The organism is Phytoactinopolyspora halophila (genome assembly GCF_003287285.1).
In the GTDB taxonomy this organism is placed as follows: domain Bacteria; phylum Actinomycetota; class Actinomycetes; order Jiangellales; family Jiangellaceae; genus Phytoactinopolyspora_A; species Phytoactinopolyspora_A halophila.
The window spans coordinates 1-24,882 of record NZ_QMIG01000049.1 but is presented as its reverse complement, the minus strand read 5'-3'; the positions used below and the strand labels follow the sequence as shown (position 1 = coordinate 24,882).

The 24,882-nt window shown below is 67.1% G+C and carries 24 protein-coding genes and 4 pseudogenes; 15 read left to right on the top strand and 13 right to left on the bottom strand.

From position 1 onward, the window contains the following. Positions 1 to 18: 18 nt before the first annotated feature. A complete protein-coding gene (locus DPM12_RS22175; protein WP_112260526.1) occupies positions 19 to 939 on the bottom strand; it encodes an oxidoreductase in 921 nt (306 codons plus the stop codon). Between the two features lie 95 nt (positions 940 to 1,034). Here DPM12_RS22175 and DPM12_RS22170 point away from each other — a divergent pair, with 95 nt between their 5' ends. Beyond that, on the top strand, positions 1,035 to 1,691 hold the full coding sequence (locus tag DPM12_RS22170) for a helix-turn-helix domain-containing protein (protein ID WP_112260525.1): 657 nt from the start codon (positions 1,035 to 1,037) through the stop codon (positions 1,689 to 1,691). A gap of 31 nt (positions 1,692 to 1,722) precedes the next feature. Here the strand turns inward: DPM12_RS22170 and DPM12_RS22165 are convergent, their stop codons facing one another. The 3 genes and pseudogenes from DPM12_RS22165 to DPM12_RS22155 all read right to left on the bottom strand — a co-directional run. Next, positions 1,723 to 2,325 (bottom strand): hypothetical protein, encoded by a 603-nt coding sequence (locus DPM12_RS22165; protein WP_211659245.1) that lies wholly within the window; start codon positions 2,323 to 2,325, stop codon positions 1,723 to 1,725. A gap of 124 nt (positions 2,326 to 2,449) precedes the next feature. After that, entirely contained in the window at positions 2,450 to 3,445 is a 996-nt protein-coding gene (locus DPM12_RS22160) for an Rpn family recombination-promoting nuclease/putative transposase (protein ID WP_158543009.1), read from the bottom strand. Between the two features lie 121 nt (positions 3,446 to 3,566). Beyond that, positions 3,567 to 3,833, bottom strand: a pseudogene (locus DPM12_RS22155) (VOC family protein); the annotation flags it as partial. A 258-nt stretch (positions 3,834 to 4,091) separates the two neighbouring features. Between DPM12_RS22155 and DPM12_RS22150 the strand changes: the two are divergent. Next, complete coding sequence (locus tag DPM12_RS22150) at positions 4,092 to 6,362, top strand: esterase-like activity of phytase family protein (RefSeq protein ID WP_211659244.1); 2,271 nt, start codon at positions 4,092 to 4,094, stop codon at positions 6,360 to 6,362. Positions 6,363 to 6,421: 59 nt separating this feature from the next. On the opposite strand, the gene DPM12_RS22145 is transcribed toward DPM12_RS22150, so the two are convergent. From DPM12_RS22145 to DPM12_RS22130, 4 genes are all read right to left on the bottom strand, one after another. Continuing rightward, on the bottom strand, positions 6,422 to 6,949 hold the full coding sequence (locus tag DPM12_RS22145; RefSeq protein ID WP_112260523.1) for a phenolic acid decarboxylase: 528 nt from the start codon (positions 6,947 to 6,949) through the stop codon (positions 6,422 to 6,424). 66 nt (positions 6,950 to 7,015) lie between these two features. Beyond that, the gene (locus tag DPM12_RS22140) at positions 7,016 to 7,711 is read right to left on the bottom strand and encodes an O-methyltransferase (protein WP_112260522.1); all 696 of its coding nucleotides are present in this window, start codon (positions 7,709 to 7,711) and stop codon (positions 7,016 to 7,018) included. A gap of 16 nt (positions 7,712 to 7,727) precedes the next feature. Beyond that, positions 7,728 to 8,732 carry a hypothetical protein gene (locus DPM12_RS22135; protein ID WP_112260521.1) on the bottom strand — a complete coding sequence of 335 codons (1,005 nt, stop codon included), beginning with the start codon at positions 8,730 to 8,732 and terminating at the stop codon, positions 7,728 to 7,730. Continuing rightward, positions 8,729 to 10,285, bottom strand: coding sequence for an HAL/PAL/TAL family ammonia-lyase (locus DPM12_RS22130; RefSeq protein WP_112260520.1), 1,557 nt, complete (start codon positions 10,283 to 10,285; stop codon positions 8,729 to 8,731). Before DPM12_RS22130 ends, DPM12_RS22135 begins: the two co-directional genes overlap by 4 nt. A gap of 959 nt (positions 10,286 to 11,244) precedes the next feature. Between DPM12_RS22130 and DPM12_RS22125 the strand changes: the two genes are divergently transcribed. Both DPM12_RS22125 and DPM12_RS22120 read left to right on the top strand, forming a co-directional pair. Continuing rightward, a complete protein-coding gene (locus DPM12_RS22125; protein ID WP_112260519.1) occupies positions 11,245 to 11,466 on the top strand; it encodes a hypothetical protein in 222 nt (73 codons plus the stop codon). Next, positions 11,463 to 12,395, top strand: a complete 933-nt coding sequence (locus tag DPM12_RS22120; protein WP_112260518.1) for a metal-dependent hydrolase — start codon at positions 11,463 to 11,465, stop codon at positions 12,393 to 12,395. The genes DPM12_RS22125 and DPM12_RS22120 overlap by 4 nt, the downstream gene beginning before the upstream one ends. Before the next feature lie 37 nt (positions 12,396 to 12,432). Here DPM12_RS22120 and DPM12_RS22115 read toward each other — a convergent pair whose 3' ends face one another. Then, the gene (locus DPM12_RS22115; RefSeq protein ID WP_112260517.1) at positions 12,433 to 12,642 is read right to left on the bottom strand and encodes a PspC domain-containing protein; all 210 of its coding nucleotides are present in this window, start codon (positions 12,640 to 12,642) and stop codon (positions 12,433 to 12,435) included. 177 nt (positions 12,643 to 12,819) lie between these two features. Between DPM12_RS22115 and DPM12_RS24415 the strand changes: the two are divergent. Then, positions 12,820 to 12,971 (top strand): annotated as a pseudogene (locus DPM12_RS24415) (DUF899 family protein); the annotation flags it as partial. Positions 12,972 to 13,130: 159 nt separating this feature from the next. Next, a pseudogene (locus tag DPM12_RS24410) lies at positions 13,131 to 13,521 on the top strand (PPOX class F420-dependent oxidoreductase). Positions 13,522 to 13,537: 16 nt separating this feature from the next. Here DPM12_RS24410 and DPM12_RS22100 read toward each other — a convergent pair. Continuing rightward, positions 13,538 to 14,572, bottom strand: coding sequence for a saccharopine dehydrogenase family protein (locus DPM12_RS22100; RefSeq protein ID WP_112260533.1), 1,035 nt, complete (start codon positions 14,570 to 14,572; stop codon positions 13,538 to 13,540). 102 nt (positions 14,573 to 14,674) lie between these two features. On the opposite strand from DPM12_RS22100, the gene DPM12_RS22095 reads away from it, so the two are divergent. The 4 genes from DPM12_RS22095 to DPM12_RS22085 all read left to right on the top strand — a co-directional run bounded on the left by DPM12_RS22095 (position 14,675) and on the right by DPM12_RS22085 (position 16,591). Then, positions 14,675 to 15,622, top strand: coding sequence for a helix-turn-helix domain-containing protein (locus DPM12_RS22095; RefSeq protein WP_112260516.1), 948 nt, complete (start codon positions 14,675 to 14,677; stop codon positions 15,620 to 15,622). 128 nt (positions 15,623 to 15,750) lie between these two features. Beyond that, positions 15,751 to 15,909, top strand: coding sequence for a DUF4175 domain-containing protein (locus DPM12_RS23470; RefSeq protein WP_146751946.1), 159 nt, complete (start codon positions 15,751 to 15,753; stop codon positions 15,907 to 15,909). A 44-nt stretch (positions 15,910 to 15,953) separates the two neighbouring features. Continuing rightward, complete coding sequence (locus DPM12_RS22090) at positions 15,954 to 16,190, top strand: FitA-like ribbon-helix-helix domain-containing protein (RefSeq protein ID WP_112260515.1); 237 nt, start codon at positions 15,954 to 15,956, stop codon at positions 16,188 to 16,190. A gap of 5 nt (positions 16,191 to 16,195) precedes the next feature. Continuing rightward, positions 16,196 to 16,591, top strand: coding sequence for a type II toxin-antitoxin system VapC family toxin (locus tag DPM12_RS22085; protein WP_211659240.1), 396 nt, complete (start codon positions 16,196 to 16,198; stop codon positions 16,589 to 16,591). A 119-nt stretch (positions 16,592 to 16,710) separates the two neighbouring features. Here DPM12_RS22085 and DPM12_RS22080 read toward each other — a convergent pair whose 3' ends face one another. Beyond that, complete coding sequence (locus DPM12_RS22080) at positions 16,711 to 18,732, bottom strand: ATP-binding protein (protein WP_112260513.1); 2,022 nt, start codon at positions 18,730 to 18,732, stop codon at positions 16,711 to 16,713. Between the two features lie 148 nt (positions 18,733 to 18,880). Between DPM12_RS22080 and DPM12_RS22075 the strand changes: the two genes are divergently transcribed. The 5 genes from DPM12_RS22075 (at position 18,881) to DPM12_RS22055 (ending at position 22,125) form a co-directional block, all read left to right on the top strand. After that, positions 18,881 to 19,504 (top strand): NADPH-dependent FMN reductase, encoded by a 624-nt coding sequence (locus DPM12_RS22075; protein ID WP_112260532.1) that lies wholly within the window; start codon positions 18,881 to 18,883, stop codon positions 19,502 to 19,504. Between the two features lie 31 nt (positions 19,505 to 19,535). Next, positions 19,536 to 20,489 (top strand): ATP-binding cassette domain-containing protein, encoded by a 954-nt coding sequence (locus tag DPM12_RS22070; protein ID WP_112260512.1) that lies wholly within the window; start codon positions 19,536 to 19,538, stop codon positions 20,487 to 20,489. Between the two features lie 52 nt (positions 20,490 to 20,541). Next, positions 20,542 to 21,303, top strand: coding sequence for an ABC transporter permease (locus DPM12_RS22065; protein ID WP_112260511.1), 762 nt, complete (start codon positions 20,542 to 20,544; stop codon positions 21,301 to 21,303). Positions 21,304 to 21,448: 145 nt separating this feature from the next. Beyond that, positions 21,449 to 21,694 (top strand): antitoxin, encoded by a 246-nt coding sequence (locus DPM12_RS22060; protein WP_112260510.1) that lies wholly within the window; start codon positions 21,449 to 21,451, stop codon positions 21,692 to 21,694. After that, complete coding sequence (locus tag DPM12_RS22055; RefSeq protein ID WP_112260509.1) at positions 21,694 to 22,125, top strand: TA system VapC family ribonuclease toxin; 432 nt, start codon at positions 21,694 to 21,696, stop codon at positions 22,123 to 22,125. Before DPM12_RS22060 ends, DPM12_RS22055 begins: the two co-directional genes overlap by 1 nt. A gap of 75 nt (positions 22,126 to 22,200) precedes the next feature. On the opposite strand, the gene DPM12_RS22050 is transcribed toward DPM12_RS22055, so the two are convergent. Then, positions 22,201 to 24,243 (bottom strand): HelD family protein, encoded by a 2,043-nt coding sequence (locus DPM12_RS22050; RefSeq protein ID WP_211659238.1) that lies wholly within the window; start codon positions 24,241 to 24,243, stop codon positions 22,201 to 22,203. A gap of 317 nt (positions 24,244 to 24,560) precedes the next feature. After that, positions 24,561 to 24,882 (bottom strand): annotated as a pseudogene (locus DPM12_RS23360) (Rpn family recombination-promoting nuclease/putative transposase); the annotation flags it as partial.

The window sequence follows — 24,882 nt, the reverse complement described above, 5'->3', positions numbered from 1 at the left end:
CCACAGGCCCGGCCATCGCTATCCCGCAGGGGCGATGCCGTCGAGCCGGGCGAGTTCGTCGTCGCTGAGCTGGAGAGCCCCGGCGGCAATGTTCTCGTCCAGGTGCGCTGGATTTCCGGTGCCCGGAATGGCCAGCACGTGCGGACCGCGGTGCAGCGTCCAGGCCAGCCGGACCTGCGCCGGCGTGGCGCCGTGCGCCTCGGCGACGGCGGCGACCTCCGCTTGGCCCGTCTCGTCGGGGATACCACGTGGGGAGCCGCCAACAGCGAAGAACGGAACGAACGCGATGTCGTGCTCGCGGGTCAGGGTGACCAGCTCGTCGTCGGTGCGTTCGGTGAGGCCGTACCTGTTCTGTACGCACACGACGGGCGTGATCCCCATCGCCTCGGTGAGCTGATCGGTGGTGATGTTGGAAACGCCGATGTGCCGGATCAGACCTGCCTCGCGCAGGTCGGCGAGGGCGCCGATGTGCTCGGCGACGGACCCGGACTCTTTGTCGAGACCGCTGCCCCAGCGCAGGTTCACGATGTCGATGTGATCACGGCCGAGCTGGCGGATGTTCAACTCGACCTGTCCGCGAAGCTGGTCGGGGCGTGCGTAGGGTTCGAACTCACCCTGGTCGGAACGGGTTGGGCCGACCTTGGTGGTGATTACCAGGTCGTCGGGATAGGGCTGGAGCGCGGTGCTGATCAGCTCGTTGGCCGAGCGGGTCGGGAGGAAGTAGAAGGCGGCGGTGTCGATGTGATTGACGCCGAGTTCGATGGCGCGGCGCAGGACGGCGATCGCGTCAGCACGGTCCCTTGGCGCCGAGTCCCAGGGCATGCCGGTCAGGCGCATCGCGCCGAAACCGATCCGGTTGACGGTGCGGTCGCCGAGCTGCCACGTGCCCGCGGCGGCCGCGCTCGGGGCGTGGTTCGTGGTGTTTGTGGTGGTTGTCATGTCGCCAGCCTGGCGCGGCGAGGGGTAGCACCGCCTGGTTTGGCAACTTGCTGCCAGTACGGACCGGGGTGCTGCCGGTGCGGCACAATAGTGCTATGCGGACGACGGATACCGTCCACGTGGTGCGTGGCGAGGAGGAGGTATTCCTGCGCACTGCGCACCTGTTCGAGACCGCTACCGACATCAGGTGTGCGGCGAACAACTTCGCGACCTGGACGTGGGTGCGCGCGCAGGGCGGTCAGGCGGCGGGCCAGGAGCCGCGACGCGAAGGACTACGCGTGCGCAAGCTCTACCGATCCGGCATGCTCTTGGATCCGACGTGGGCGCGGCGGATCGCCACGGCGCGTGACCGTCACGGCGCACAGGTCCGCGTTGCCACCGAGGAGATAAATGAGACGATCATCCTCGACGGGCGGGTGGCGATCCTCGCGGGCGACCAGCAGGCTGGTGAGCGCAGCTACAGCCTTATCAGCCAGCCTGAGACGGTGCAGGGCGTGAGCTCGCTGTTCGAGGCGGCGTGGCGGTCGGCCACGGAGCTGGACGTCTACGATGCACGGGTCGCCGAGATCCGGCAGATCGCGCCTCAGGTGCTGGACCTCCTCGGCCAGGGAGTCAAGGACGAAGCAGCGGCCCGAACACTGGGACTCGGCGTGCGCACGTATCGCCGCCGGGTCGCCGAGCTGATGGACGCCCTTGGCGCCGATTCCCGATTCCAGGCCGGCCTACGAGCCAGGGAGCTCGGGCTGGTTTAATTCACATCCAGCACGTTGGCGGTTGTCGCGATTACTCAAGTGCGATCGCTTGCGCGACGCAGTCGCGGAGTAGGGCACGACGCCGCTCGTGCACGTCGGGCGGTTCGTCGGCGGTGGCCGCGTAAACGTTGCTCACCGGGGACCAGGCCATGGACATCGCGATAACCATGGCCATCAGGTCGAACGGGTCGCCATCTCTCACGAGGCCGGCCGCTTGCGCATCGGCGATTGCTCGCAGCTTGGCATCGTCCAGACGTTCATCTTGGTCAACGAGGTGACCGGACGGCCGGCGCTCCATTCGGGCCCAGGTGGCCAGCCGGATGAGGTCGGGCCGGCGCAGGTACTCGTCGTAGAGGCGTACGGCCCAGTCCGCGAGGTCAGTGGCGTCGATGGGCACCACATTCATGATCCGCTCCAGTGAGCCGAAGAAGATGGTGTCGAACCAGACGTCGCCGATCATCGTGTCGTCGGACAGACCGGGAGGCGGACACTGCTCGGTGCGCTGCTGTTGTTGATCGGGGGAGTGCTGCTGTGTTCTGCGCCGGTGGATGGTGCGGTGTCGGTCTGGGCGGATACCGTCGCTATCGGTGCAGCGATCGCCGTGTGCAACGTACTGCTGCCAGTGCTCGTGCACGGCGGGTTTCCTGATCGTAGCGCTACTCTGACCGGTTATTACATCGCCGTCCAGAGCATTGTGGCCGTGTCCCTGGACGTGAGCAGTACATCTCGCGGTGGAGGGGTGGGTGGAAGGGCGGCCGCTAGCGGTCGACAACGTCGTTGATGGTCGTGGCAGTGAGGACACGGGCGGTCCAGGTGTGCAGCTGGTCGGCCGAAGCAGTGCGGATCGCGTCGAGGACATCGGTGGGTAGCGGGCCGAATTTGAGAGTAAGCAGCTGAACGAGTGTCTCCGCGCGCCCTTCCGCGCGCCCTTCAGCGCGCCCCTCAGTGCGCCCCTCAGTGCGACCTTCAGCGCGGAGCATGTCTGCTGTCGTCACGTATGCCTCCTCTGCATCTGGGCCAAGCTGGGCGAACACCTCGTGCAGCTCCTCAGCCGGAGCTTCGCCGACAGTTTCAATGTACGTCAACAGTGCCAGGAAGTCGTCGATTCCGTCGGTCCGGTCCAAGATCGCGCGGAGGTCTCCGGCCCATCGCCGCAGGTCGTCGGCAAGGTGAGCGTTTCCTGCGGCGATCTTGAGCAAGAGTAGTGTGACGCGGGCGGGCGGAGTGAGCGGCCGAGAACGCAACGCCGCTTCGTCGACGACGGCGAGGTCGTCGAGTATGAACCGAAACCGGGGTAGGTACTCGTCAGCGATCGCGGTGGCGTCGGGATCGAGATCGAGAAGGTCTGCCACATCGGTCGGTCCGGTCCAAGGGCGGCGGTTGTGATGGACGACCAGCGGAATGACCACGGGCAGACGGGTCGTGTCGGGATGTTCGGTCAGGTAGCGCTCCCAGATCCGTACCATGTAGCGCAACATTCGAAACGGCATCAACGGATCGGTGCCGCTTTGGTGCTCGACAAGCACATAGAGGAACGCGTCACGACCGTCGAGCGGGGCCGTGAAGAGCAAGTCGGAATGCCGCCAACGCAACTCGGCATCCACAAAGCTGCCGGATATCCGGGTCAGCCGCTGCATATCCAGGCGGCTGACCAAGGCGGGCGGCAAGACCGCACGTAGTTGAGAGGCAGCGTTGGATGGCTCGCCAAGAACACGACGAAACACCGCGTCGTGAGGACCCGATTGACCCGACATGGCGCGTGACATTACAGGGAGGCACTGACAGGGTCGCCGCCGGGCGCGGCGTGGCGCGCTGTGTGCTCGCGGTGGGTCGTTCGCGTTTCCTGATGCGCAGTGCAAGCAGGCTCGCGCAGCCTCAGTCGAGGCAGAACTCGTTGCCTTCGATGTCTTGCATCACGATGCACGACTCGTTGTGCCCGTCGGCAGGCAGGAGCCGCACACGTGCCGCGCCGAGCGCGACCAGTCTGGCGCACTCGGCCTCGAGCGCGGCGAGGCGCTCGTCGCCGACGAGCCCGGTGCCGGCGCGCACGTCGAGATGCAGCCGGTTCTTGACGACCTTGCCTTCGGGAACGCGTTGGAAGAACAGCCGCGGGCCCATACCTGTGGGATCGATGCAGGCGAACGTCACTTGGAACTGATGCACCGAGACCATCGCTGCACCTTAACAACGCGTGGTAGTGGTTAGTACCGGTTTTCTCGTGGCGCACGCGTGGGTCCGGCCCGCGCCCGGTGATGCTGTCCGGTTCATCTCCGGTCGTTTCGCCTGCGGCGTCATCGGCATCGCCGGTGAGATTCGTCCGGCATTCACCTCGCGTACGGAACGGGGTCGACCGGAACGACTAGAAAGCACCGAGCTGATCGCGTCCCTGAGGAGGTCGAGGTGCCGGTGTCGAATCCGGGCAAGAGACAGAGCAGAGCAGGCGGTGCGGTCGCCGCTGTCACGGTGGCGCTGTTGGCGTCGTCGCTGGTGGCCGCCGCAGACGCGGACCGGGCGGGAACGAGCGACGGGATTCGTCCCGGCGAGGGCTGGTTCCAGCGGGTGACGACGATGCCGGTGTACGAGAACTCGTCGGCCGACGAGGAAACGGTGGCAGAGATCGCCGCGGTCACGGGTGACGGCCGCACGGCGGTGTACACCGACTCGTCCGGCGAGCGGCTCGGGCTGGCGGGGATCGGTGCGCGCGGGCACCTGACCCCACTGGGCACGGTTGACGTTGACGGCGAGCCGACGTCGGTTGATGTGGTGGGCGAGTACGCCCTGGTGGCCGTGGACCGGTCCGAGTCGTTCATCGAGCCGTCCGGTGCACTGGTGGTCGTTGACCTGTCGACGCGGAGTGCGGTTGCCGAGCACGATCTCGGTGGCCAGCCGGATGCCGTCGACATCTCCGGCGACGGCCGTTTCGCCGCGATCGCCATCGAGAACGAGCGAGACGAGGACCTGGGCGACGGTGGCCTGCCGCAGCTGCCCGCCGGCTACCTGTCCGTCGTCGACCTCGACGGCGACCCCGGCGAGTGGACGGTGCGGCGCGTCGAGCTGACCGGGCTGGCCGACGTGGCGCCGGAGGACCCGGAGCCGGAATACGTCGCGATCAACGGCCGGAACGAGGCCGTCGTGACGTTGCAGGAGAACAACCACATCGCCATCGTCGATCTCGCTGCGGGCGAGGTGCGCGGGCATTTCTCCGCCGGGACCGACACGCTCGACGGTGTCGACACGGTGGACGACGGCCGGATCGCGCCGGACGGCTCGATCAGCGGGCCGCGCGAGCCGGACGCGGTGGCCTGGCTCGACGACGACACCATCGGCACCGCCGACGAGGGCGACTGGCGCGGCGGCACCCGCACGTGGACGGCGTTCGACGCGCGCACCGGCGAGGTGGTGTTCTCTTCCGGAACCGAGCTGGAAGACCTGGCGATCCGCCACGGCCAGTACCCCGACCATCGCGCGGACAACAAGGGCGCCGAGCCCGAAGGAATCGCGGTGGCCGAGTACGGCCGGCACCGCTACGCGTTCGTCGGTCTCGAACGCGCCAACCTGGTCGCGGTCTACAACGTGGACGATCCGCACGCGCCGGAGCTGGTGCATGGCCTGCCGACGGGGGTCGCCCCCGAAGGGCTGCTGCCGGTGCCGCAGCGGAAACTGCTGCTGGTGGCCAGCGAGGAGGACGACGCCGGCGACGGTATGCGGTCGTCGCTGGCGACCTACCGGCTGACCCACGCGTCGCACGCGTCTCGGCTGGAGCGCAACGCCGCGGCGCCGTCGATCATCTCCGCCGACGGTGACGGCGGGGCCCCGATCGGGTTCGGTGCGCTGTCCGGCCTGTCCGCCGTTCCCGGCGATGCCGGGCGGGCGGTGGCCGTCACGGACAACGCGTACCAGCCGAGCCGGATCCTGACCGTCGACGTCGAGGCCGTGCCGGCGGTCGTCGAGGCAGAACAGGTCATTACCCGCGACAGTGAACCGGCCGACTACGACCTGGAGGCGGTCGCCGCCGTCGACGACGGGTACTGGCTGGCGTCCGAGGGCAACCCGGCCGACGGCACCGAGAACCTGCTGGTGCGCACCGATGCGGACGGGGTGGTGCAAGACGAGGTGAGCCTGCCCGCGGAGGTGGCTGCCGGTGCCGTGCGGTTCGGTTTCGAGGGTGTGGCTGTTCAGGGCGAACACGTGTGGGTCGCCATCCAGCGCGAGTGGGCGGACAACGAGCCCGGGCAGGCGACGCTTGCCCGGTACACACCGGCGACGGGAGAGTGGGCGTTCGCCGCGTACCCGCTGGACGGGGCCCCCGACGGCGGGTGGGTCGGCCTCTCCGATCTGACCGCGGCCGGCGGCGGCGAGCTGCTCGTCCTGGAGCGCGACAACCAGCGCGCCGCGTCGGCTGAGGTGAAGATGGTCTACCGGGTCGACGTGTCGGCGGTTTCCCCGGTGCCCGCCGGTGCGGCGAAGCCGGTGCTGGCCAAAGAGCCCGTGCTCGACCTGCTGCCGGCGCTTCGCGCCGGCGGGGGAGAGGTGCCGGACAAGCCCGAAGGTCTCGCCCTGGTGGGCGGACCGGGACGGCCGGGCCGGGCCGAGCTGGTGGCCGTGGTCGACAACGACGGTCTCGACGACGCAACCGGTGAGTCGATCTTCCTGCGGCTGGGCCGGCCGTAACCAGCGGCCTGGCGGGCGGCCGGCGGTCATCACCGGTGGCCGCCCGTGGGCCGTCGGGGTCAACTCGTCTCGCGCGGCATGGTGAATTCGGCGGGCAGCTCGTCCGGGCTGCAGGCAATGGCGTTCTCGTCATCGGGGCCGACGTACTCGGTTATGATGATCTTGGCAAATTTCGAGACCACATGGATCGGGTACGTCGGTCCACGGTCGCGATACTCGCGCATCTGCGCCAGATGGTCGTTCTGGAAGAGCACCGTGCGTTCCGGATTCTGCTCGACCCAGCGTGGAAAGAAGATCACGCCGTGCGAGATGCCCTCATCGGGCACCATGGTGACGCAGACGGACGTGCCCGTCGGTTCCGTCCACGAGATCTTGAACACGCCTTCGGTGAGCATCACGAGGTCCACCTGCTGGTCTTTCACCCACCGGCCACCGACCATCCCGGAGTGAATCCGGTAGTCGATCGTGGTCGCGTTCTTCACGTACATCTCGTAGGTCCAGCCGTTCGAGTACGTGTAGATGAAGCGGTAGCCGACGACGCCGGAGAGGTGCTGCGGCGGTTCGGGGTTGTCGACGGTCGTGGTCATGGGCGTCCCACCTTTCTGGCACTCGTGGCCCTATATGCGGGGTCGGCGAGGTGACGCTCCATTTGCCTACTCGCCATCCCGGCCGTGCTCCGGGCTCTCGCGTTTGCGTGCGAGCGTCAGCCCGTCCGCGATCGGCAGCATGACGGACTCGACGCGCTCGTCGGCACGGACGCGCTCGTTGAACGCGCGGATCGCCGCGGCGTTTCCGGACGCGTCCGGGCTCACGGCTTCACCGCCGTAGAAAACGTTGTCGGCGAGGAGCAGCCCGCCTGCCCGCACCCGGGGCACGAGTTGCTCCCAGTAGTCGTGGTAGCGGGGTTTGTCGGCGTCGATGAAGGCCAGGTCGATGAAGGGGCGGTCGGGAAGCGCTCGCAGCGTATCCAACGCCGGACCGACGCGCGGTTCGATCCGTTCCGCCACGCCGGCCTCGGACCACGCCTGCCGCGCGATGTCCATCCACTCGTCGGACAGATCGCACGTGATCACCCGTCCGCCGGAACGCATACCGAGGGCGAAGGCGAGGGTGGAGTATCCGGTGAAGGTTCCTATCTCGACGACGCACCGCGCGTCACAGATTCGAGTGAGCATGGTGAGGAACACGGCCTGCTCGTGGGGGATCTGCATCTCCGCCGGTTGGCCGAGCTCGTGCGTGCGCTCGATCAGCGCCTGCTGTGCCGCGCTGGGAGGTTCGGTGTGGGTGTGCAGGTAGCGGTAGATGGCAGGGGTCACCGGAACGGTCTTGGAGTCAGCGGTAATCGTCATGACCAGCTCCTCCTCCTCATGCCGTGGCTCGGGCCAGCGCGGGTTGCCGCCAGATCGTCACGGCGTGGTAGTCGAGTGAGGTCACGATCTCAGCACCGTGCAGGAGAACGCGTGTCGCGTTCTCCTCGATGTGCTGGACGGCCCTGGCGTCCGAGGTGGAGAGCTCCACCTCGGAGCTGTCCGGATCGTTCACGCCGTGCTCGCAGATGTCGTGCGCCACGTGGGCGATCCTGCGGATGGTCTGTGCGATATACGCGCGCTGGCACGACGGACCTCGCCGAATGCGGAAGAAGCTATCGAAGAGATCGCGTTCGTGGTCGCTGGGGCCGTCTCCCGGCTTGCGCCCGGCGTCTCGGAGCAGCGATCCGCCCGCCGGAACCAGCTTGTTGGCGATGGCCACGTGCACGCGATGGTTCAGCTTCGCCGCGTCGACGAGCGGGGCGAGAAATGACGCGGAATGCGTGCGACGCAACCGACGCAGCAACTGAGGGATCGGCTCGTAGTCGCGGCCCCACTGGCCGCTGAACGCCGGATGGTGGGCGTACATGTCAGCGCGCACCGTGTCGGCGTATCGCCGCGCCGAGCAGCTTCCGGCATACAGGAAGAGCAGGGAGTACGTGTCGTAGAGCCGTGCCACCGCCCGGACGGCGCCGGGTGTCGGCCTGGTGGCGTTGGCGAGCAGCCGCAGCAGCCGGGTCTGCGACTGCCAGATGGCCACGACCGCGTGATGCCCCACCAGCCACCTGTAGCGTGTCCGCTCGTTCAGATCGGACGGAGGTGACAAGAGCGTCGGGCACGCGCCTCGTGCGGCGTCGTGCAATAGGCACAGGTCGGCGTCGATGGGCTGGTCGCAGGCCGCTGCCCCGCCCGGTTCTCCCGAGCACGGCGAGAATGGTTCGCCGGGCATGGTCAGCACGAGGTCGTCGACCTGACCCGGTATCGACGCCGCGGGAACCCGCCGGCACCGATGGTCGGGGTACGACGAGACAGTGCCCAGGTGGTGGGAACCAGCGCCGCTCATATCTCGCTCCCCTCGGTGTTACCTGTCAGGTGTGCATGGCCGAGCTGGTCGAGCAGATCGGCCGCGTGCCGGACGTCCTCGTCCAGTGGCCGGTCCGGATCGACCGGCGGGATGGCCTCGGAAAGCTGGTCGAGGAGATCGGAGCATGCGGGAGCGGTGGGACGGCGGGCACCGACGTACACCGCCTGGCGCAATGTCACCGCGAGCGAGCCGAGCAACAGCCGCAGGTTGCCGGCCATGTCCAGCGCGTTCAAGGCGGCCAGGGTGCCCAGAGGGACGACGTCCTGGTTATGCAGATTGGTCGGCAGGCTCTGGGCGGAGGCCGAAGGCGCGGACCGGCGCATCGTCGCCACGATGGCCGTCGCCGCGACCTGGACACCCTGCATACCGTGCTGCTCGCCTGGTGCGGCACTGAGCATGGGCGCAAGATTCCCGTTGCGGTGAGGGTCGATCATCAGGTCGATCTGCCGCTCGGCCAGGTTGCCGAGCTGTGTCGCGACCAACGAGAGAAGGTCGGCGGCGAAGGCCACCGGCTGCCCGAAGAAGTTCCCGCCATGCGTCACCAGGTCGTGCTCGGGGAAGAACAACGGGTTGTCACTGATGCCGTTGATGTCGTCCCGGATAACCTCGCAGGCATAGTCCAGCGCCGACGACGCCGCCCCGACCAGCTGCGGCGTGCACCGGATGCTGTACGGCTCCTGCAATGGCCGGTGCCCGGACGGTTCTAAGCCGTCGAGACGGCCCCGCAGTATTTGGCCGGCCCCGGCCACGTGCCGGTGCCCGAACGACGCCAGCAAGTTCGGATCGAGGAACGCGGGGGAACAGCCCAGCACGTCGGCGAGCAGTGCCGTCAGGGCGAGCGCGACGGAGCGCGAGCGCCTCAGCGAGGCCGCGGCGAGCCCCGCGGCCGCTGCCGTCACGGAGGTGCCGTTGACCATTGCCAAGGCGTCGCGGCCATCGAGCTCCACGGGACCGAGCCCGTATCTGCGGAGTCCGTCCGTGGCTGGAACGCGTACCCCGTCGTGGTAAGCGTGCCCGTCACCCCGAAGGGCGCGGGCGATGTAGGCGAGCGGGATGAGATCTCCGCTGGCGCCAAGCGAGCCGGTCCGGGGGACCGCGGGGGTGAAGTCGGTACGCAGTGCGTCGGCGAGGCTGTCCACCACGGCGAGGGAGACGCCCGAGCGGGCCTTGCACAGCGACCATAGCCGCGCGAGCATGGCCGCCCGCACCATCCGCGGTTCGAGGTCGGCGCCCTGCCCGGCGGTGAGATGGGCCAGGACGTTCTCACACTGTTCGGCGCTGTTCGCCCGCCCGCCGAAGGTGACGAGCGGGCCAAATCCGGTGGTCGATCCATAGATCGGCCGGCCGTCCTCCAGACCAGTACGGACGAACTCGCGGCACGTGGCTACACGCTCGCGCGTGGCCGGGTCGAGAGAGATCTGCATCGGCGCGGCGGCGCGTTCGAGGTCGTCGATGTCCAGCGGTGAATTCACCAAGACGGGCGATGAGCCGAGCGTGTGGGGGACCGGCGACAATGGACACCTCACAATCATTGTGCGGGTGAGGGGCGCACTGAGGCGGTGCCGTCACCCCGGAGGTCCTGAGCCGTGGCAACGGTTGACCGGCGAAGCGACCGAATTGTCAGCTTGGACATGACTCTACCTTTCGGTCACCGTTCGAGACGTGGCGTGACCCCGGGGGTTTGTTCCACTGAAGGCGGTCATGCAGCCGGTAGCTGTGGGCCGCGGCAGGTGATCGCCGCTGCCGGACGACACGCTTCCCGGGTTGGAGGCCGAGGCCGCCGACATCGGACGTTTCCTGGCCACCGCTGCCGAGCTCCGCGTCGCCGAACCCGGGTAACCTGATCTCTCAAGAGATCCGCAGGTCAGCTCGCCGACCTGCCGATCACCGAAGACAGCAATACTCTGGACGAGATCCCCCAGGGACGCCCGACCTACATCGTCGCCCAGGGCGGCGAGGGATGGCAGCTCGTGGCCGGCCAGAATACCCAGGTGGGCCCATGACCGAGCCAGTCCAGACATTCAGAATGCCAGCCCCGTGAGCTGTTCACTTGGGGGTGCGAGTGCCCGTGCGATCAGCTGGCGGTGAGAGTATTATGCCGGTCGCGGGTCACGTGCCGCCTTGAGGGACGGCGACACGCTGGGAAATCGGCCGCCATCCTGGTCGGATGGTAGAAATGATCGTGATAGCAGGCTGGGGGCGCACGCCATGTGCATGGCAGGCATGACCGTAGTGGACGCGGTCCTCGCCCAGCGAGCGCTGGGCGCAGTTGTTGCCCGCAACGGGTCTACAGAACCGAGGGAGCAGCATTCGCACGTTGGTTCCTGCAGCCGTCCTCGTCGCACCTACCGGGTAAACGCGAACGTCCCCGCGGGACTGGACCCGGATCCGGAGCAGGTGCCGGGAGCGTCACCCACAGCTGCCCAAGCAGCCGATTCGGCTGTCGACTGCGAGCATCGGACGGTTGTGTACATGGCGACAGCGCAGGCCGGTGGCGTTGTCTGAACACGATTCCGGTGCACGACGCAAGGATGGGATTCCGGCCAGCTGGTACGTGATAGCGCTGGTCGTCTACGTCACCATCGGGTATTTCACTAAGTCCGTGCTGTTGAACTGGATCATGGGCCCGCTGTTCCTCCTGGTCATGCTGTACATCATCCCCACCGTCATACGTGGGATCGTCACGAAGGCGCGGACGAGGTTGGTCGAGTGAGCTGGGCAGCGCACGAGTTCGAGAACTACTTCATCCAGAAGCACATCGGCACCAAAGCGTCTTTCATCGGTGTGGTATTGGGCACCCAGTTGCCCGACATGTTTACCAAGGCGTTCGTGTACACCGCCGACGATCCCGCAGCGTTCCACCGGGGCTGGCCTGGTGTCGGGTTCTCGCACTCGCTGTTATTCGGTGTCGTGTTTGCGGTGGCGATCCTTGCGATCACCCGAAGTCGGGGATGGGCACTCGGCGTGCTGATCGGCCATTGGGCCCACGTCCTGACCGACGTCGCCGATACCGCCGGCGTCATGATCTTCTTCCCGTTCTCGACCGAGCCGATCACGATCAGCATGTGGAAGCACGCTGCTGTGGAAGGCCGCTACGGCGACGCCGCTGCTTACTACAGCAGCCTGGGCGGGGTGTGGGACCTGTTCTGGCTGCTGGTCACTGTGATCTTCGCTTGGCGCGCGCTCACCCCGTCGTACTTCCGGGAGATCGTGATCCCGGCCGACCCGTACGTGTGGGGGTGGCTGCACCGCACGTTCCGGCTGCCGGAGCGTGGGCTCCTGCTCCTGTACCAGGGCCTGATGTTCTACGGCCTGGGCCGCATGATCGCCTGGTTCCTGTACGCCCGGTTCGATGCCCAGGCCCCCTTCGATCCGTCATGGGGAGGTCCCGAATACGTTCAGGGGAACGACATCTCTGACGCAGGCTGGGTCGAGGTGCTCGTGCGGACCAGCATCGGCGGCGCCCTCTTCGTCGGCTTCATGTGGCTGTGCTGGAAGGTCTTCGTCAAGCGGCTCTGGGAGCGGGGCTACGATGTTCCGGCGGCCGTCCGTGGCACTGGAATCCACGCCGTGTTGGAGCTCCCGAGCTCGGCACGGAGACGCGCCGAGAAGAGTCCAGACGGCGACGTGAAGCAGATGTGAAGGCCGCAGCGCCGTTCTTGGGCACCTGGATCAGCAGTCAGGCGTTCCACGCCACGTAGTCGTCTTGCTCTTCCGGGATCAACAGCCAGCCGGCCGCATATGCCAGCACCGCCGTTCCCAAGGTGCAGATTGCGAGCACCACCGCGCCCAAACGAACCACGGTGGGGTCGATCTTGAAATAGCTGGCGACGGCGGCGCACACTCCGGCGAGCATCCGGCCGTCGCGGGGGCGGATAAGTTTTCTCATGTCTTCAGCTTGCCGCGTGCAGGTGGCTTGGCGCTTCGGGGAAATCACCTGTTTGGTCCCTGATCCCAGGTGCGGGATTCCCTGGGGTCCGTACGAGGGGACGACGAGTCTCGGGCGTCGGGCTGGTCAATCTACTGAAGCCAACGGATCCAGTGCCTGAACAGTGGAGCGTGAACGATGAACGACGAACACACGACGTACCCGCTTCGCGAGATCGTCGACCGTGCCACGTACCAGGCCGAAATCGACACGTTGCGCGTGCGCGAGAAGGCGCACACCCGGGAGGGCGATGCGATCGCGGCGCCCGTCGGCGACTGCCGATGGTGGAGGCGTTCGGTGATGTCCACGGCGGTGGCGAGGTCTCGTAATTCTTGTTGCCGGCGTCACAGGCGCATTCGGCCGGCCGTTGGCCGCTGCCCTGCAGCGTTCGTGTTCTTGCTGCCAGGCTCGACGTGGAAACGGAGCGTGCCCTAGCGTACGTTGGCCGTATGGCAACGACCTTTGACGACGCCACCCGCAGGCTCTTGGATGGCCGGAACTTCGCCACGGTCTCAACTCTGAATCCGGATGGCGGGCCACAGACATCGGTGGTGTGGTATCGGCGCGACGCTGACACCATCCTGTTTTCCGTCATCGGGGACAAGCGGAAGGTTCGAAACCTGCGGAGGGATCCGCGGATTAGCGTTGCGGTCTTCGATATCGAAAACCCTTACCATTCGGTGGCGATTCGCGGCACCGCCGAACTAGTAGAGGATAGGGACACTGCTCGCCGAACTCTCGCACAGGTATCTGGGCGAGGACCCACCCGCGGAGCCCGATGACGTGACGCGGCTGATCGTCCGCGTGCGGCCGGAAAAGGTGTCCGTCTTCTCCGTGTGATCGCACCTCTCAGTGGTCACTCGCGGTGCGGTTCGAGCGAGATGTGCGCGGACAGGGCGTGGAGGAAATCGGGTGCGTCGAAGATCTTGCCGGCGGAGGCGACGCCGGCCGTTCTCGTCTGCCCGGTGAGAACGCGGTGGACGGCCTCCACCGCGAGCGGTGCGCTCACGGCATAGATGTCCTGGCCGCTCGCGGAAATGCGTCGTTCCGTACCACCGGAGCGCACGATCACATCGACAAGGAAAGTCTGTGCGGACCGGCCGCGTGCGTCGATGGCGGTTGGTGCCGGCGTGTCCGGTGTGGAGACGTCCTTGGCGGCGTCCAGCGTCATGTACGTGCGCACCTCGGGGACGGACAGATGGCTCGGGACGGTGACGACGTCGGTCATCGTGAACTCGCCGATGACGGTTCGAGGGCCCATCGGGGCGGGGAAGGGCCACTCGAGCGTCGGCGGGTCGTCGTCGCGGTATTCCAACTGTCCGTGGGTGTAGCGGATACGCCGGCCGTCGCGTCGCTGCCGGGAGATCTTGCCAGCGGCTCGGGTCCCCGCCGTGGGGTGCCAACTGCTCAGCCCGTAGGCGATGTGGACTTCGTCGGCCGCCGTCCAGGTGCCCATCGCGGTGGTGACCAGCAGGTCACTGAGGCCGCCATAGAAGGCCATCGCGGGAACCACCGCTGTGCCCGCACCGCCGGCGCGATCCGCGAAGTGTGTGAACGTATCGATGTTGGCCTCGATCTCAGCCGCCACGTCCACATACGGGATGCCGGCGCGCAGCGCCGACTCGATCATCGGGGCAGCGGTCACGGTGAAAGGCCCGGCACAGTTGATCACGGCTGCTGCGCCCTTCAAAGCGCGATCGAGGGAGTGCGGGTCGTCGATCGACGCCGGGCGGACGTCGCTGTCGGGGTGGGACGCCGCGAGTGCCTGTAGCTTGTCCGCGTCGCGGCCGGAGAGAAGCGGGACGAATCCGCGGTCTCGCAGCTCGGCGGCGACGAACCGCCCGGTATGTCCGTAGGCGCCGAACACCGCCACCGTGTGACCCGTTTCCATCAGCTCTCCCGCCCTGCGCGAATGATCCACGGTGGACATCGTGACGAGTGCGGCCTACCGAGTGCCAGTGTCTGAAACGCCTTGATGCATACAATTTCGGACATGCCCACTGTAGCGCTGGCGGTCACCGATGGGATGTTGCACTTCGAGCTGGCCATGGCGTACGAGGTCTTCAGTGCCGACCTGTCTGGCGTGACCGATTCCTGGTATGACGTCACAGTCTGCGGCTCGGGCGCCATGCGGGTCGGCCGGTTCCACCTCGAACCGGACCGCAGGCTCGATGAGCTGGCATGCTCCGACACGGTGATCGTCCCCGCATGGGCCGACGTCGAGGAGGACCCTCCCGCCGACCTGATCGACGCGGTACGCGCGGCCCACGATGCGGGCGCGCGAGTGGTGTCCCTCTGCACGGGTGCGTTCGTGCTGGCCGCCGCGGGCCTGTTGGACGGGCGGCGCGCGACCACGCACTGGGCCCATACCGAGGCGCTGGCCGCCCGCCATCCCCGCGTCAAGGTCGACCCGGACGTGCTCTATGTCGACAACGGCAGCGTGCTCACCTCCGCCGGCAAGGCTGCCGCGATTGACCTGTGCCTGCATCTGGTTCGCTCCGACCACGGTTCGGCGATCGCCAACACGGTCGCCCGCCGCTTGGTCGTGCCGCCGCACCGGGCCGGAGGCCAGGCGCAGTTTGTCACCACACCGATGCCGGCCCTCGACAACCACCCCCTCGCCGAGCTGATCCCGTGGGTGTTGGCACGGCTGGACCATCCGCTGACCGTGGAGGACCTCGCCCGACAAGCGAACATGAGCTCGCGTCACCTGGGGCGCCACTTCAGATCGGCGACCGGCACCACCCCGCTGCAATGGCTGCAAACACAGCGGATCCGCCGCGCCCAGGAGCTTATGGAGACCACTGATGACAGCGTCGACGCCATCGCGGCGGCTGCGGGCATGGGCACCGCCACAACACTGCGCCGGCACTTCAATCGCGTCGTCGGCGTGCCCCCTGACACGTACCGCCGCACCTTCCGCAGCCAGCCACCGCCATGACGCTTGAACTGCGACTTCAGCGGTTCGATAGGAGCTGAGGGCGATCTGGTCCGGCAGACGACGGCAGCGATCTGATTCGTTGATCCATAACCGAGACGGTTTCGACGGTTATCGCATAGTCTCGAAGAATGTTGACACTCGTGCTCGTGCTGCTCGCCATCTGGCTGGTCCTCTCAATCGTCGGGTTCGCGCTTGAAGGCCTCTTGTGGCTCGGCGTGATCGGAGTTGTCCTGTTCGTTGCCACGGCGCTCATCGGTTGGGTCAGGCGCGGCGTCAACAAGAGGTAGGAACAGCGATTGTAGTTTGCATGCCATAGCAGCATAATGATGCTATGGCGACATCGATCACCATCCGGGATGTGCCGGACGAGACACGGGATGAGTTGGCCGCGCGTGCGGCTCAGACCGGCCGTTCGCTGCAGGAATACGTGCGCCTGCAGCTCGTTGAGTTGACCCGACGTCCTGATGCCGAGACACTGCTCTCGCAAATTCGTGACCGCAAGCAGCGCACGGGCAGCCGATTGTCGACTGACGCCATCCTCGAGCACCGGGAAGCCGATCGCCGGTGACGATCGTGGTAGACGCTTCGTTCGTGGTCGCCGCCCTGGTCGACAGCGGGCCGGTGGGCACGTGGGCGGACCGGACGTTGGAGTCCGATGATTTGGCTGCTCCGCACTTGATGCCGGTCGAGGCGGCGAACATTCTGCGACGTGCGGCGCAGTCGGGGCAGATAACGGGTGATGCGGCGTCGCTGGTGCACGCTGATCTGCTGGCGTTGTCAGTGGTGTACTTTTCCTACGAGCCGTTCGGCACACGTGTGTGGGAGTTGCGTGACAACGTCACGTGTTACGACGCCTGGTACGTGGCTCTCGCGGAGTACCTGGACACGTCGATGGCGACGCTCGATCGAAAGCTGACCAAGGCTTCCGGTGTTCGATGCAGCTTCCTCACTCCACCGAAAGAGGACTGACAGGCGCAATCCCTCGCGTGCGATCACGTATGTCGAATCGTGCCGGCGCCCATCGGCGGGGCGGACACTGATCGTGGCGGGAAACGTGGTCCAGCAGCGGAAGCGTCCGCGCAGACGGGTTACAGATCCCAGGACGCGCCGTCAGCGGGGGGATCGTAGCGGCAGGCGATACCGGTCGACACGGTGGTGCGCAGGTGAGCGGCGAGTTCCGGGTGCCGCTCGTCGAGACGCCGCAGGACATCCCGGATCCGCGCGGTGACCGTCTTGCGCGAGCGTTCCGCCTCGTCGCCCAGAGAGCGGGTACGTCCGCCGAGCCCGGCCGCTTGCCGCAGCTGGTCGAGAAGGGCCGTGCGTTCTCGGTCCAGCTGCGCCGCCCGCTCGTCGTCGCGCCGGTCGAGTGCTAGGTCGATCTCCTCGTCCAGTTGGCTCAGCCGCTGGCGGTATTGCTCCTTCGCGGTGTCGTCGAGCACGTCGTCACCGCCGAACCGTCGTGCGGATCGTGCGTCGTCGCCGCTGCGGGCGGTGAGCAGGTCCACCACCGGCACGTCGGTTCCCGGTCGGCTCAGGAGGGTGTGCAGGTCATGCAGCCCTTTCGCGTCCGGCATGTGGATCGTGCGGCCGGCGAAGCTCAGCGTCCACACGGCCCCGTCGAACCGGAAGCTGTTCACGGCGGCGTCATCCCCCGCTTCGGCCTGGCTGGCGGGTCCCGACAGCTCGTCGAGCGCGGTCCTGATCCGGTTCAGGAGGTCTCCGTCTCGTTCGGCGAGTTCTGCCGCAGTGACGAGGGTGCGGCGCGCGGCTTCCGGACTGCCGGCGCGGCGCTCCTGATCAGCCAGGCGCAGCATGATCGACGCGCGGTCGCCCGGCGAATCGTCCGGCACCAGTTCGAGGGCACGGCGGTAGTGGGTCTCTGCCTCGTCGGCGGCGAGCCGGCACGACGCCTCGCGCCCGGCAGCGAGCAGGTGCTGTATGGCGTCGGCCGGGGCGATGTCGGGGACCGCGAGGTAGGCGTGGTGCGCCAGGTGCGCCGGCGCGACGCCGTCGTCCCCGGCGTTGTGCAGTGCACGGGCGACGGCGGCATGCGTGCGCCGGCGCTGCTCCGGGCCGGTCGACTCGTAGAGGATCTCGCGTACCAGGTCGTGCGCGAACCGGAACCGCCCGGCCTCCAGGGGAAGCACCAGCCGGGTGAGGGCCGCCTGCTGGAGCAACTGGTGGATCTCGGCTCCCGTTCTACCAGTCACGGCGGCCAGCAGGTGCCGATGAAACTCGGGACCGATGACGGCGGCATCGGTCAGGGCGGAGAGCAGCGGCGTCGGCAAGCGTTCGAGGTGGCGATGGAGCGCGTCGCGGATTCCTGGCGGCACGATGTCGACCGGGTTGCCGACGTGCCACAGCCGGGCGAGCTGCTCGATGTAGAGCGGGTTGCCACCGGTCCGCCGGTGCACGGCCGTGACGATCTCGTGGTCCGTCTCCAGGCCGGTGACCTGGCTGATGAGTGCGCCGACGTCGGCCACGTCCAGGCCGGTCAGGGTGATGGTCGTCGCCTTCATCTCCAGCGGTCGCAGCAGCTTCTGAAGCGGGTGGCCGGGTGTTTCCACCTCGACGTCGCGATACGTCCCGACGACGAGCAACCGCTCGAACCAGGTGTGCCGGACGACGAACTCGAGTAGATGCAGCGTCGACGCATCGGCCCAGTGCAGATCCTCGAGAGCGATGATCAACGGCCGGTCGCGGGCGATGGTGACCAGGAGCGTGGTCACGGCGTCGTACATCCAGAAAGTGGCGTCGTCGAGGTCGTCGACCGGCGGGGGTTCGGTGATCTCGCCGAGGAGGAACGAGAGACCGGCGCCGGCGGCGTCGGCGGCGCGCTGCCACTCGTCGCCGTCCAGCTCGCGTGCCAGCCTGCGCACCACCTGCACCCAGGGCCAGTATCCGGGCGCGCCTTCACGGTCCCACGCAGCGCCGCTGGCCACGACGTTTCCTTCCCGGTCCGCTTCGTCGAGCATCCGCGTGACCAGGGCAGTCTTGCCGACGCCCGCCTCGCCGGTGACGAAGACCAGCCCGCCGTGGCTGGCAGTACGGTCCATCTCCGCGCGCAGCCGTGTGGCCGGGCCATCCCGTCCGATCAGCGTTGTCGTCACTGCTTCCTCTCTCCTAGGCGTGCCGCTGCTCCGGCTGTGGGCTCCGTTCCCGGCCGGTTCCGCTGCCTCCGTGCTGGATGTGATCCAGCGGCCGCGAGACGCGACCCAGCGCCCTCAGGGTGACAGGCATCCGACACCGGAGGCAGTCATGAACGCGACCAGAAGCGATCGAGTCCTCAACGATAGAACGGCGGCGCACTCGACCCGGATTCCAGTCCGAACGGCGGTCATCGTCGGCAGCACGAGGAAAGGTCGCGCCGGCGACGCCGTCGCCCACTGGTTCGCCGGCCACGCCCGGCGTCGTACCACGCTGGCGGTCGACCTCGTCGATCTGGCCGAGTTCACCCTGCCGTTCCACGGTCCGTCCGGCTCGACGGAGACGGAGGCCGAGCTCGCCGCACGGATCGGGGAGGCCGACGCCGTCGTCGTCGTGACACCGGAGTACAACCACGGGTATCCCGCCGCGCTCAAGCAAGCGATCGACAGCGGCTGTGACGAGTGGTTCGCCAAACCGGTCGGATTCGTCGCGTACGGGTTCTCCGGCCGGGGCCTGCGGGCCGTTGAACAGCTGCGGCTCGTGTTCGGCTCGCTGCACATGGTGGCGGTTCCCGACGTCGTCAGCTTCGACCTCTTCGACAGCGGGACCGTCGACGACGGGGTGCCCAGGGACACCGACGCCAACCTGGTCGCCACGGAGCGGATGCTGACGCAGCTCGAGTGGTGGGCACGCGCATTGCGTGAGGCCCGCGCCGAACGTCCCTACCCAGCCTGATCACCAGTCCGGATCCGAGGAGGAACAACAAATGATCAATGCCCGGAACCTGGTTCGCCGCTTCTCGCTGAAGCACGAGACCGTCGAGGCGGTGCGCGGCGTCGACATCGACGTCGCGCCCGGAGAGGTGGTCGCCTTTCTGGGACCCAACGGAGCCGGCAAGAGCACCACCTTGCGCATGCTCACAACACTGCTGCCGCCCAGCGACGGTACGGCGATCGTCGCCGGCCACGACGTCCGCCGCGAGCCACAGGAGGTGCGCAAGCGCATCGGTCACATCGGCCAGGGGAACGGGTCCATGGACGGTCTCCAGGTTCGCGAAGAGCTGTACACGCAGGGGCGGTTCTACGGGCTCGACCGGCGGACGTCGTGGGCCCGCACCAGCGAGCTGCTCGAACAGCTGGATCTGGCCGAGCAGGCAAGCCGGGATGTCGCCCGGTTGTCCGGTGGGCAGCGCAGGCGACTCGATGTGGCGATGGGGCTGATCCACCGTCCCGGGCTCGTGTTCCTGGACGAGCCGACCACCGGGCTCGATCCGCAGAGCAGGGCCAACCTGCTCGACCACATCAGGTGGTTGCGCGAAGAGCAGGACATCACCGTCGTCCTCACGACGCACTACCTGGACGAGGCCGACGCCGTGGCCGAACGCGTGATCGTCATCGATCACGGCCAGATCATCGCCGACGGAACTCCCGACCAGCTGAAATCGAAGGTCTCGGGTGATCTCGTCACGGTGACGCTGGCGGAACCGGAGAGCGTCGACGCGGCGGCCGAGGTGGTGAGCCGGATACCGACCGCGCACGAGATCGAATCTCGGGGTGACGTGGTGAGGTTCCGGACCGAGCGTGGCGACGCGGTGATGCCGGAGCTAGTACGCGCCCTCGACGGGCCCGGACTGACGCTGCGCGGGACGAACGTGCAGCGACCCACGCTCGACGACGTCTTTCTCACCCTGACCGGGCGGAGCCTGCGTGACGACGAATGACCTGCCGCCCGGAAGATCCATCGGTGGCATTCCACGAAAAGGAGGAGAACAGATGAACATGGTGACGTCCACCGCGACGGTCTTCACCCGCGAGGTCCGATCGAAGATACGCACGCCGTGGCCGTTCGTCGAATCTCTGGTCGACCCGTTGCTGCTGCTCGTCCTGTTCGGCCCGCTGGTTGCTGGACTCGGCGGGGTGGAAGGGCTGCCCAGCGGTGACACGACACAGTGGTTCGTGCCCGGCATTCTCGTCGTCATGACCTTCTCCACCAGCGCGTTCATCGGCTCGGGAATCCAGGAAGAGAGGCAGGCCGGCGCGTTGGAGAGGATGCTCGTGACGCCGGTCAGCCGGCTGGCAATGCTGCTCGGCCGGGTACTGCGGGTGGTGGTGATCGTAGCGGTGCAGACCGTCGTCGTCATGGCGATCACCATCCCGTTCGGTCTGGACGTGTTTCCGGTCGGCTTCGCCGTGGCGGTGGCGCAGCTTGCGGTGCTCGCCGGGGCTCTCGGCGTGGTGTCGTTGGCCGCAGGTCTGGCTTTGACGAACGCGTACGCGTTCTGGGGTATGGTGACGATCTTCTACACGCCGGTCATCGTCACCTCGGGTGCGCTGCTCCCGATGGACCTCGCGCCGGACTGGCTGTACGCGGTGTCCAGGATCAATCCACTCGCACACGTGGTGGAGGCGCAGCGTTCCCTGTTCGTCGGAGATGTCGCCGATCCAGCGGTGGCTCTCGGCTTCGGGGTTGCGTTCGCGTTCGGCGTCGCCGGTGCGTTGATCGGCACCCGCGCGCTGAACCGCGTCCGGGTCTGAGATGACCGGGCCGTGCGCGGGGATTTGCTCCCGACGAGCTCGCACCGGCAGTGCGCACGATACTGGCGGCCAGTGACGAGCCCGTCTCCAGCCGACGCCGTGGTGAACGATGGTTGTGGAATTGATGTAGATGTAAAATTGGCTCATGATTCGTACGCAGGTTCAGCTTCCCGACGAGCTACACCGCGAGGCTCGCCGGCTCGCGGAGGAGCAAGAGAGCACGCTGGCCGACGTGATTCGTCGCGGGCTGGAGTACATGGTGCGGATCTATCCACGCCGTGCGGATGCCGGCGCACGCTGGCATCCGCCCGCCCCACGCCGCCTCGGGAGTATTCGCGCTCCTGTCGAGCAGTGGCGGGAGATCGCGAACGAGGGGCCGCCGGCACCCTGATGATCTCGATCGATACCAATATCCTCCTCTACGCGCAAAACCAGGATTGTGCGGAGCATGCCGCAGCATCCGCGTTCCTGGCGGAATACGCGAGCCGCGATGACGTGGCGATATGTGAGCTGGTCCTGGTCGAGCTGTATCAGCTCATGCGAAACCCGGCGATCGTGCAACATCCGCTCGATGGGCCGGAAGCTGCTGAGATCTGTCAGGGCTTCCGCAACAATCCACGCTGGGCCCTGCTTGACAACGCTCCCGTGATGGGCGACGTCTGGGCCTACGCTGCGAGACCCGGCGTGGCCCGTCGCAAGCTGTTCGAGGCCCGCATCGGCTACACGTTGCGCCATCACGGGGTCGAAGAGTTCGCGACCCGTAACGTCAAGGACTTCGACAGCTTCGGCTTCGACAGAGTCTGGGACCCCCTCGTCGAGTAGCCTCCGGCATACCCGATCCGGCCGGCTGGGACGGGATCCACTCCCGGCTGGCGCCGGATGCTTCCTTCGAGGGGATCAATGCCATGCGGCCGCCTGGGTGGCCATGGCGCCAATGTTGCCGAGTTCGGGTGGCAGCGGCTGGGCGTGCACGATGGTCAGCCGCGACACCGCGCGGGTCAGCGCCACGTAGAGGTGTCGCAGCCCCACGTCGGGGCGGGACACGCCCCCGCTGATCGCCATCACGACGTCGGCGGGTTCGACCAGGACGACGTGGTCATATTCCAGGCCCTTGGCAAGTGCCGACGCGACGAGTTCGACACGATCGCCGGCAGGCAGGATCGCCTGGACGGCATCGAGGATGTTGTCGGGAGCGATGACCCCGACCAGTCCGTCTTCCAGCAGCGCACGCTCGACCGCGTCAGCCGTCGCGGTGACCACGTCGTCCGCCCGGTTCACGTCGACGGCGCCGCCCGACCGTATGGACCGGGCGGCGGAGACGGTGACGTCGAGGTGGGGTAGTAGGCGGTTACCGAGCTCGACGATCTCCGCGGGGACCCGGTACCCGGTGGTCAGCTCGGTGTGCTCGGCGGCATCGTGACCGAGGTGAGCCATCTGGATGTGCCAGTCCCTGGCAGCCCAGGGGGTGGTTCCCTGTGCGAGGTCTCCGAGAACGGTGAGCGAACGGGCCTTGTTGCGCCGTGCGACAGCGCGGCATTGCATCGGCGAGAGGTCCTGTGCCTCGTCGACGACGATGTGGGCATACGTCTGTTCTGGCGGGAGCGGCCGGAGCTGGGCCTGGATCTCGTCGAGCAGCAGGATGTCGGCGGCAGAGTGCTTGGCTCCTTTCCCGGCGCGCAGGAGTTCGATCTCGTCAGCGGTGAGCAGCCCCGCGCAGACCTCGGACCGGAACGCCTCGTCCGTGGTCAGCTTGCGGAACACCTTCTTCGCGGTCAGACGGGGCCAGACGGCATCGAAGAACTCCTTGACGTTGGGGTCACGTTTCATCGCCGCTTTCCACTCGGCGTCCGGCGTTTTCTGCGTGCGCGACTCGAACTGGCGCATGAAACCGTGCATGACGGCCTGCTCAAGGGACTTGCGCCCGGCCTCCCACGTGTGCCGTGTGGCACGAATCCTGTCGATTGTCGTGGTGAGATAGTTGACGCTGAGCGTCCAGCGGATTCCCTTATGGGTTGCGACCAGCGGTTTCCCGACGTATCCCAGGTGGTTCCAGACGGCCCGGGTGCACACCTCGGCCATGCGTGCGTCGTGCTTGACGAGGGCGGCCCCGTGGTCGTCGCGTCCCGGCGCGTCGGCGGCTCCGGTGAGGCGGTCGACCGTCACTTGCCAGACAGATCGCTCACCGAGTGCGGGCAGGACCTCGGCGATGTAGGTGAGGAAGTTCTCGTTGGGGCCGACGACGAGCATGCCGCTGCGCTCGAACCTATCGGGGTAGGAGTAGATTAACCAGGCCGCTCGATGCAGCCCGACTGCCGTCTTGCCGGTGCCCGGTGCTCCCTGCACGCACAGGGTCGTATCCAGGCCACGACGAATCAGTTCGTCCTGCTCGGGCTGGATCGTGGCCACGATGTCCCGCATCGGCCCGGTGCGTGGCCGTTCGATCTCCGTGGCGAGCGCCTCGGAACCGCCGCCCTGACCCAGGCGAAGATCCTCGTCCTCGAAGCCGGTGAGGGTGTTGCCTTTGAAGCCGAAGCGACGCCGCCGGGTGACCTCCATCGGAGTGTGGACCGACGCACGGTAGAAGCACTCGGCCACCGGGGCGCGCCAGTCCACGACCAGCGGGTGAGAGCGGTCGTCCTCATGGGCCACGTGCAGCCGGCCCACGTGGTAATCGACACCCGAGTCGAACCACAGCCGCCCGAAGAAGATCGGGACGTCACGCTCGGCGAGCTCGCGCAGGCGCTCTTCACCGCGCCTCGCCATGGCATGGCCCAGGTTGTGGTCGGGCCCGACGTCTTCCGCGTACAGGTTCCGCGTGCTTTCGATGAAATCGGCCTCGAACTTGTCCAGCCGCGCTATGGTCGATTGCCGCATGGCTGCGACGGCGTCCCGGACGCGGTCGTGGTGGTCGATTTCGGCACGTAGCTCAGGCTCGGACACGGCGCACGGCTCCCCACGGTCGGTGGCTTGGTGGCTTGGTGGCGTCGGGGAGTCGAGCATGCGTCTCCGCACCAACGCCAACCGGCGACCAACTCTACCGTTGCGTGAGAGTTGGTGGATGACATGGTGACCGAACTCTCAGAGACGCCTCCGGTCACCGGCGATGACGAACATTATCGTGTGCACGATGGCCGGTGATTACGCGATGTGAGGCGATGTCGGCGATGGGCTGATGAACCGTGGTCAACGACGGGCGGAAGGCTCTGGGTGGTTCGCTCTGCGCAGTCGCGGCCGTCGGACGCGTACGGACGGGTGGTTCAGTGCAGGACTTCGTCGAGTGTGTGGGCGGTGAGGACGCGGGTGGTCCAGGTTTCGAGTTGGTCGATGGTGGCGGTGTGCACGGTGTCGAGTGTGCTTTGGGGTAGGGGGCCGAATTTGAGGGTGAGTAGCTGCACGAGTGCTTCGGTGCGCCCGCGGGCTTCGCCGCGGGCTTCGCCTTCGGCGCGGAGCATGTCTGCGGTGGTCATGTAGGCCTCCTCTGCCTCGGGTCCGAGTTGGGCGAACAGGTCGTGCAGCTCGTCGGTGGGTGCCTCGCCTACGGTTTCAATGTACGTCAAAAGCGTGATGAAGTCGTTCTTG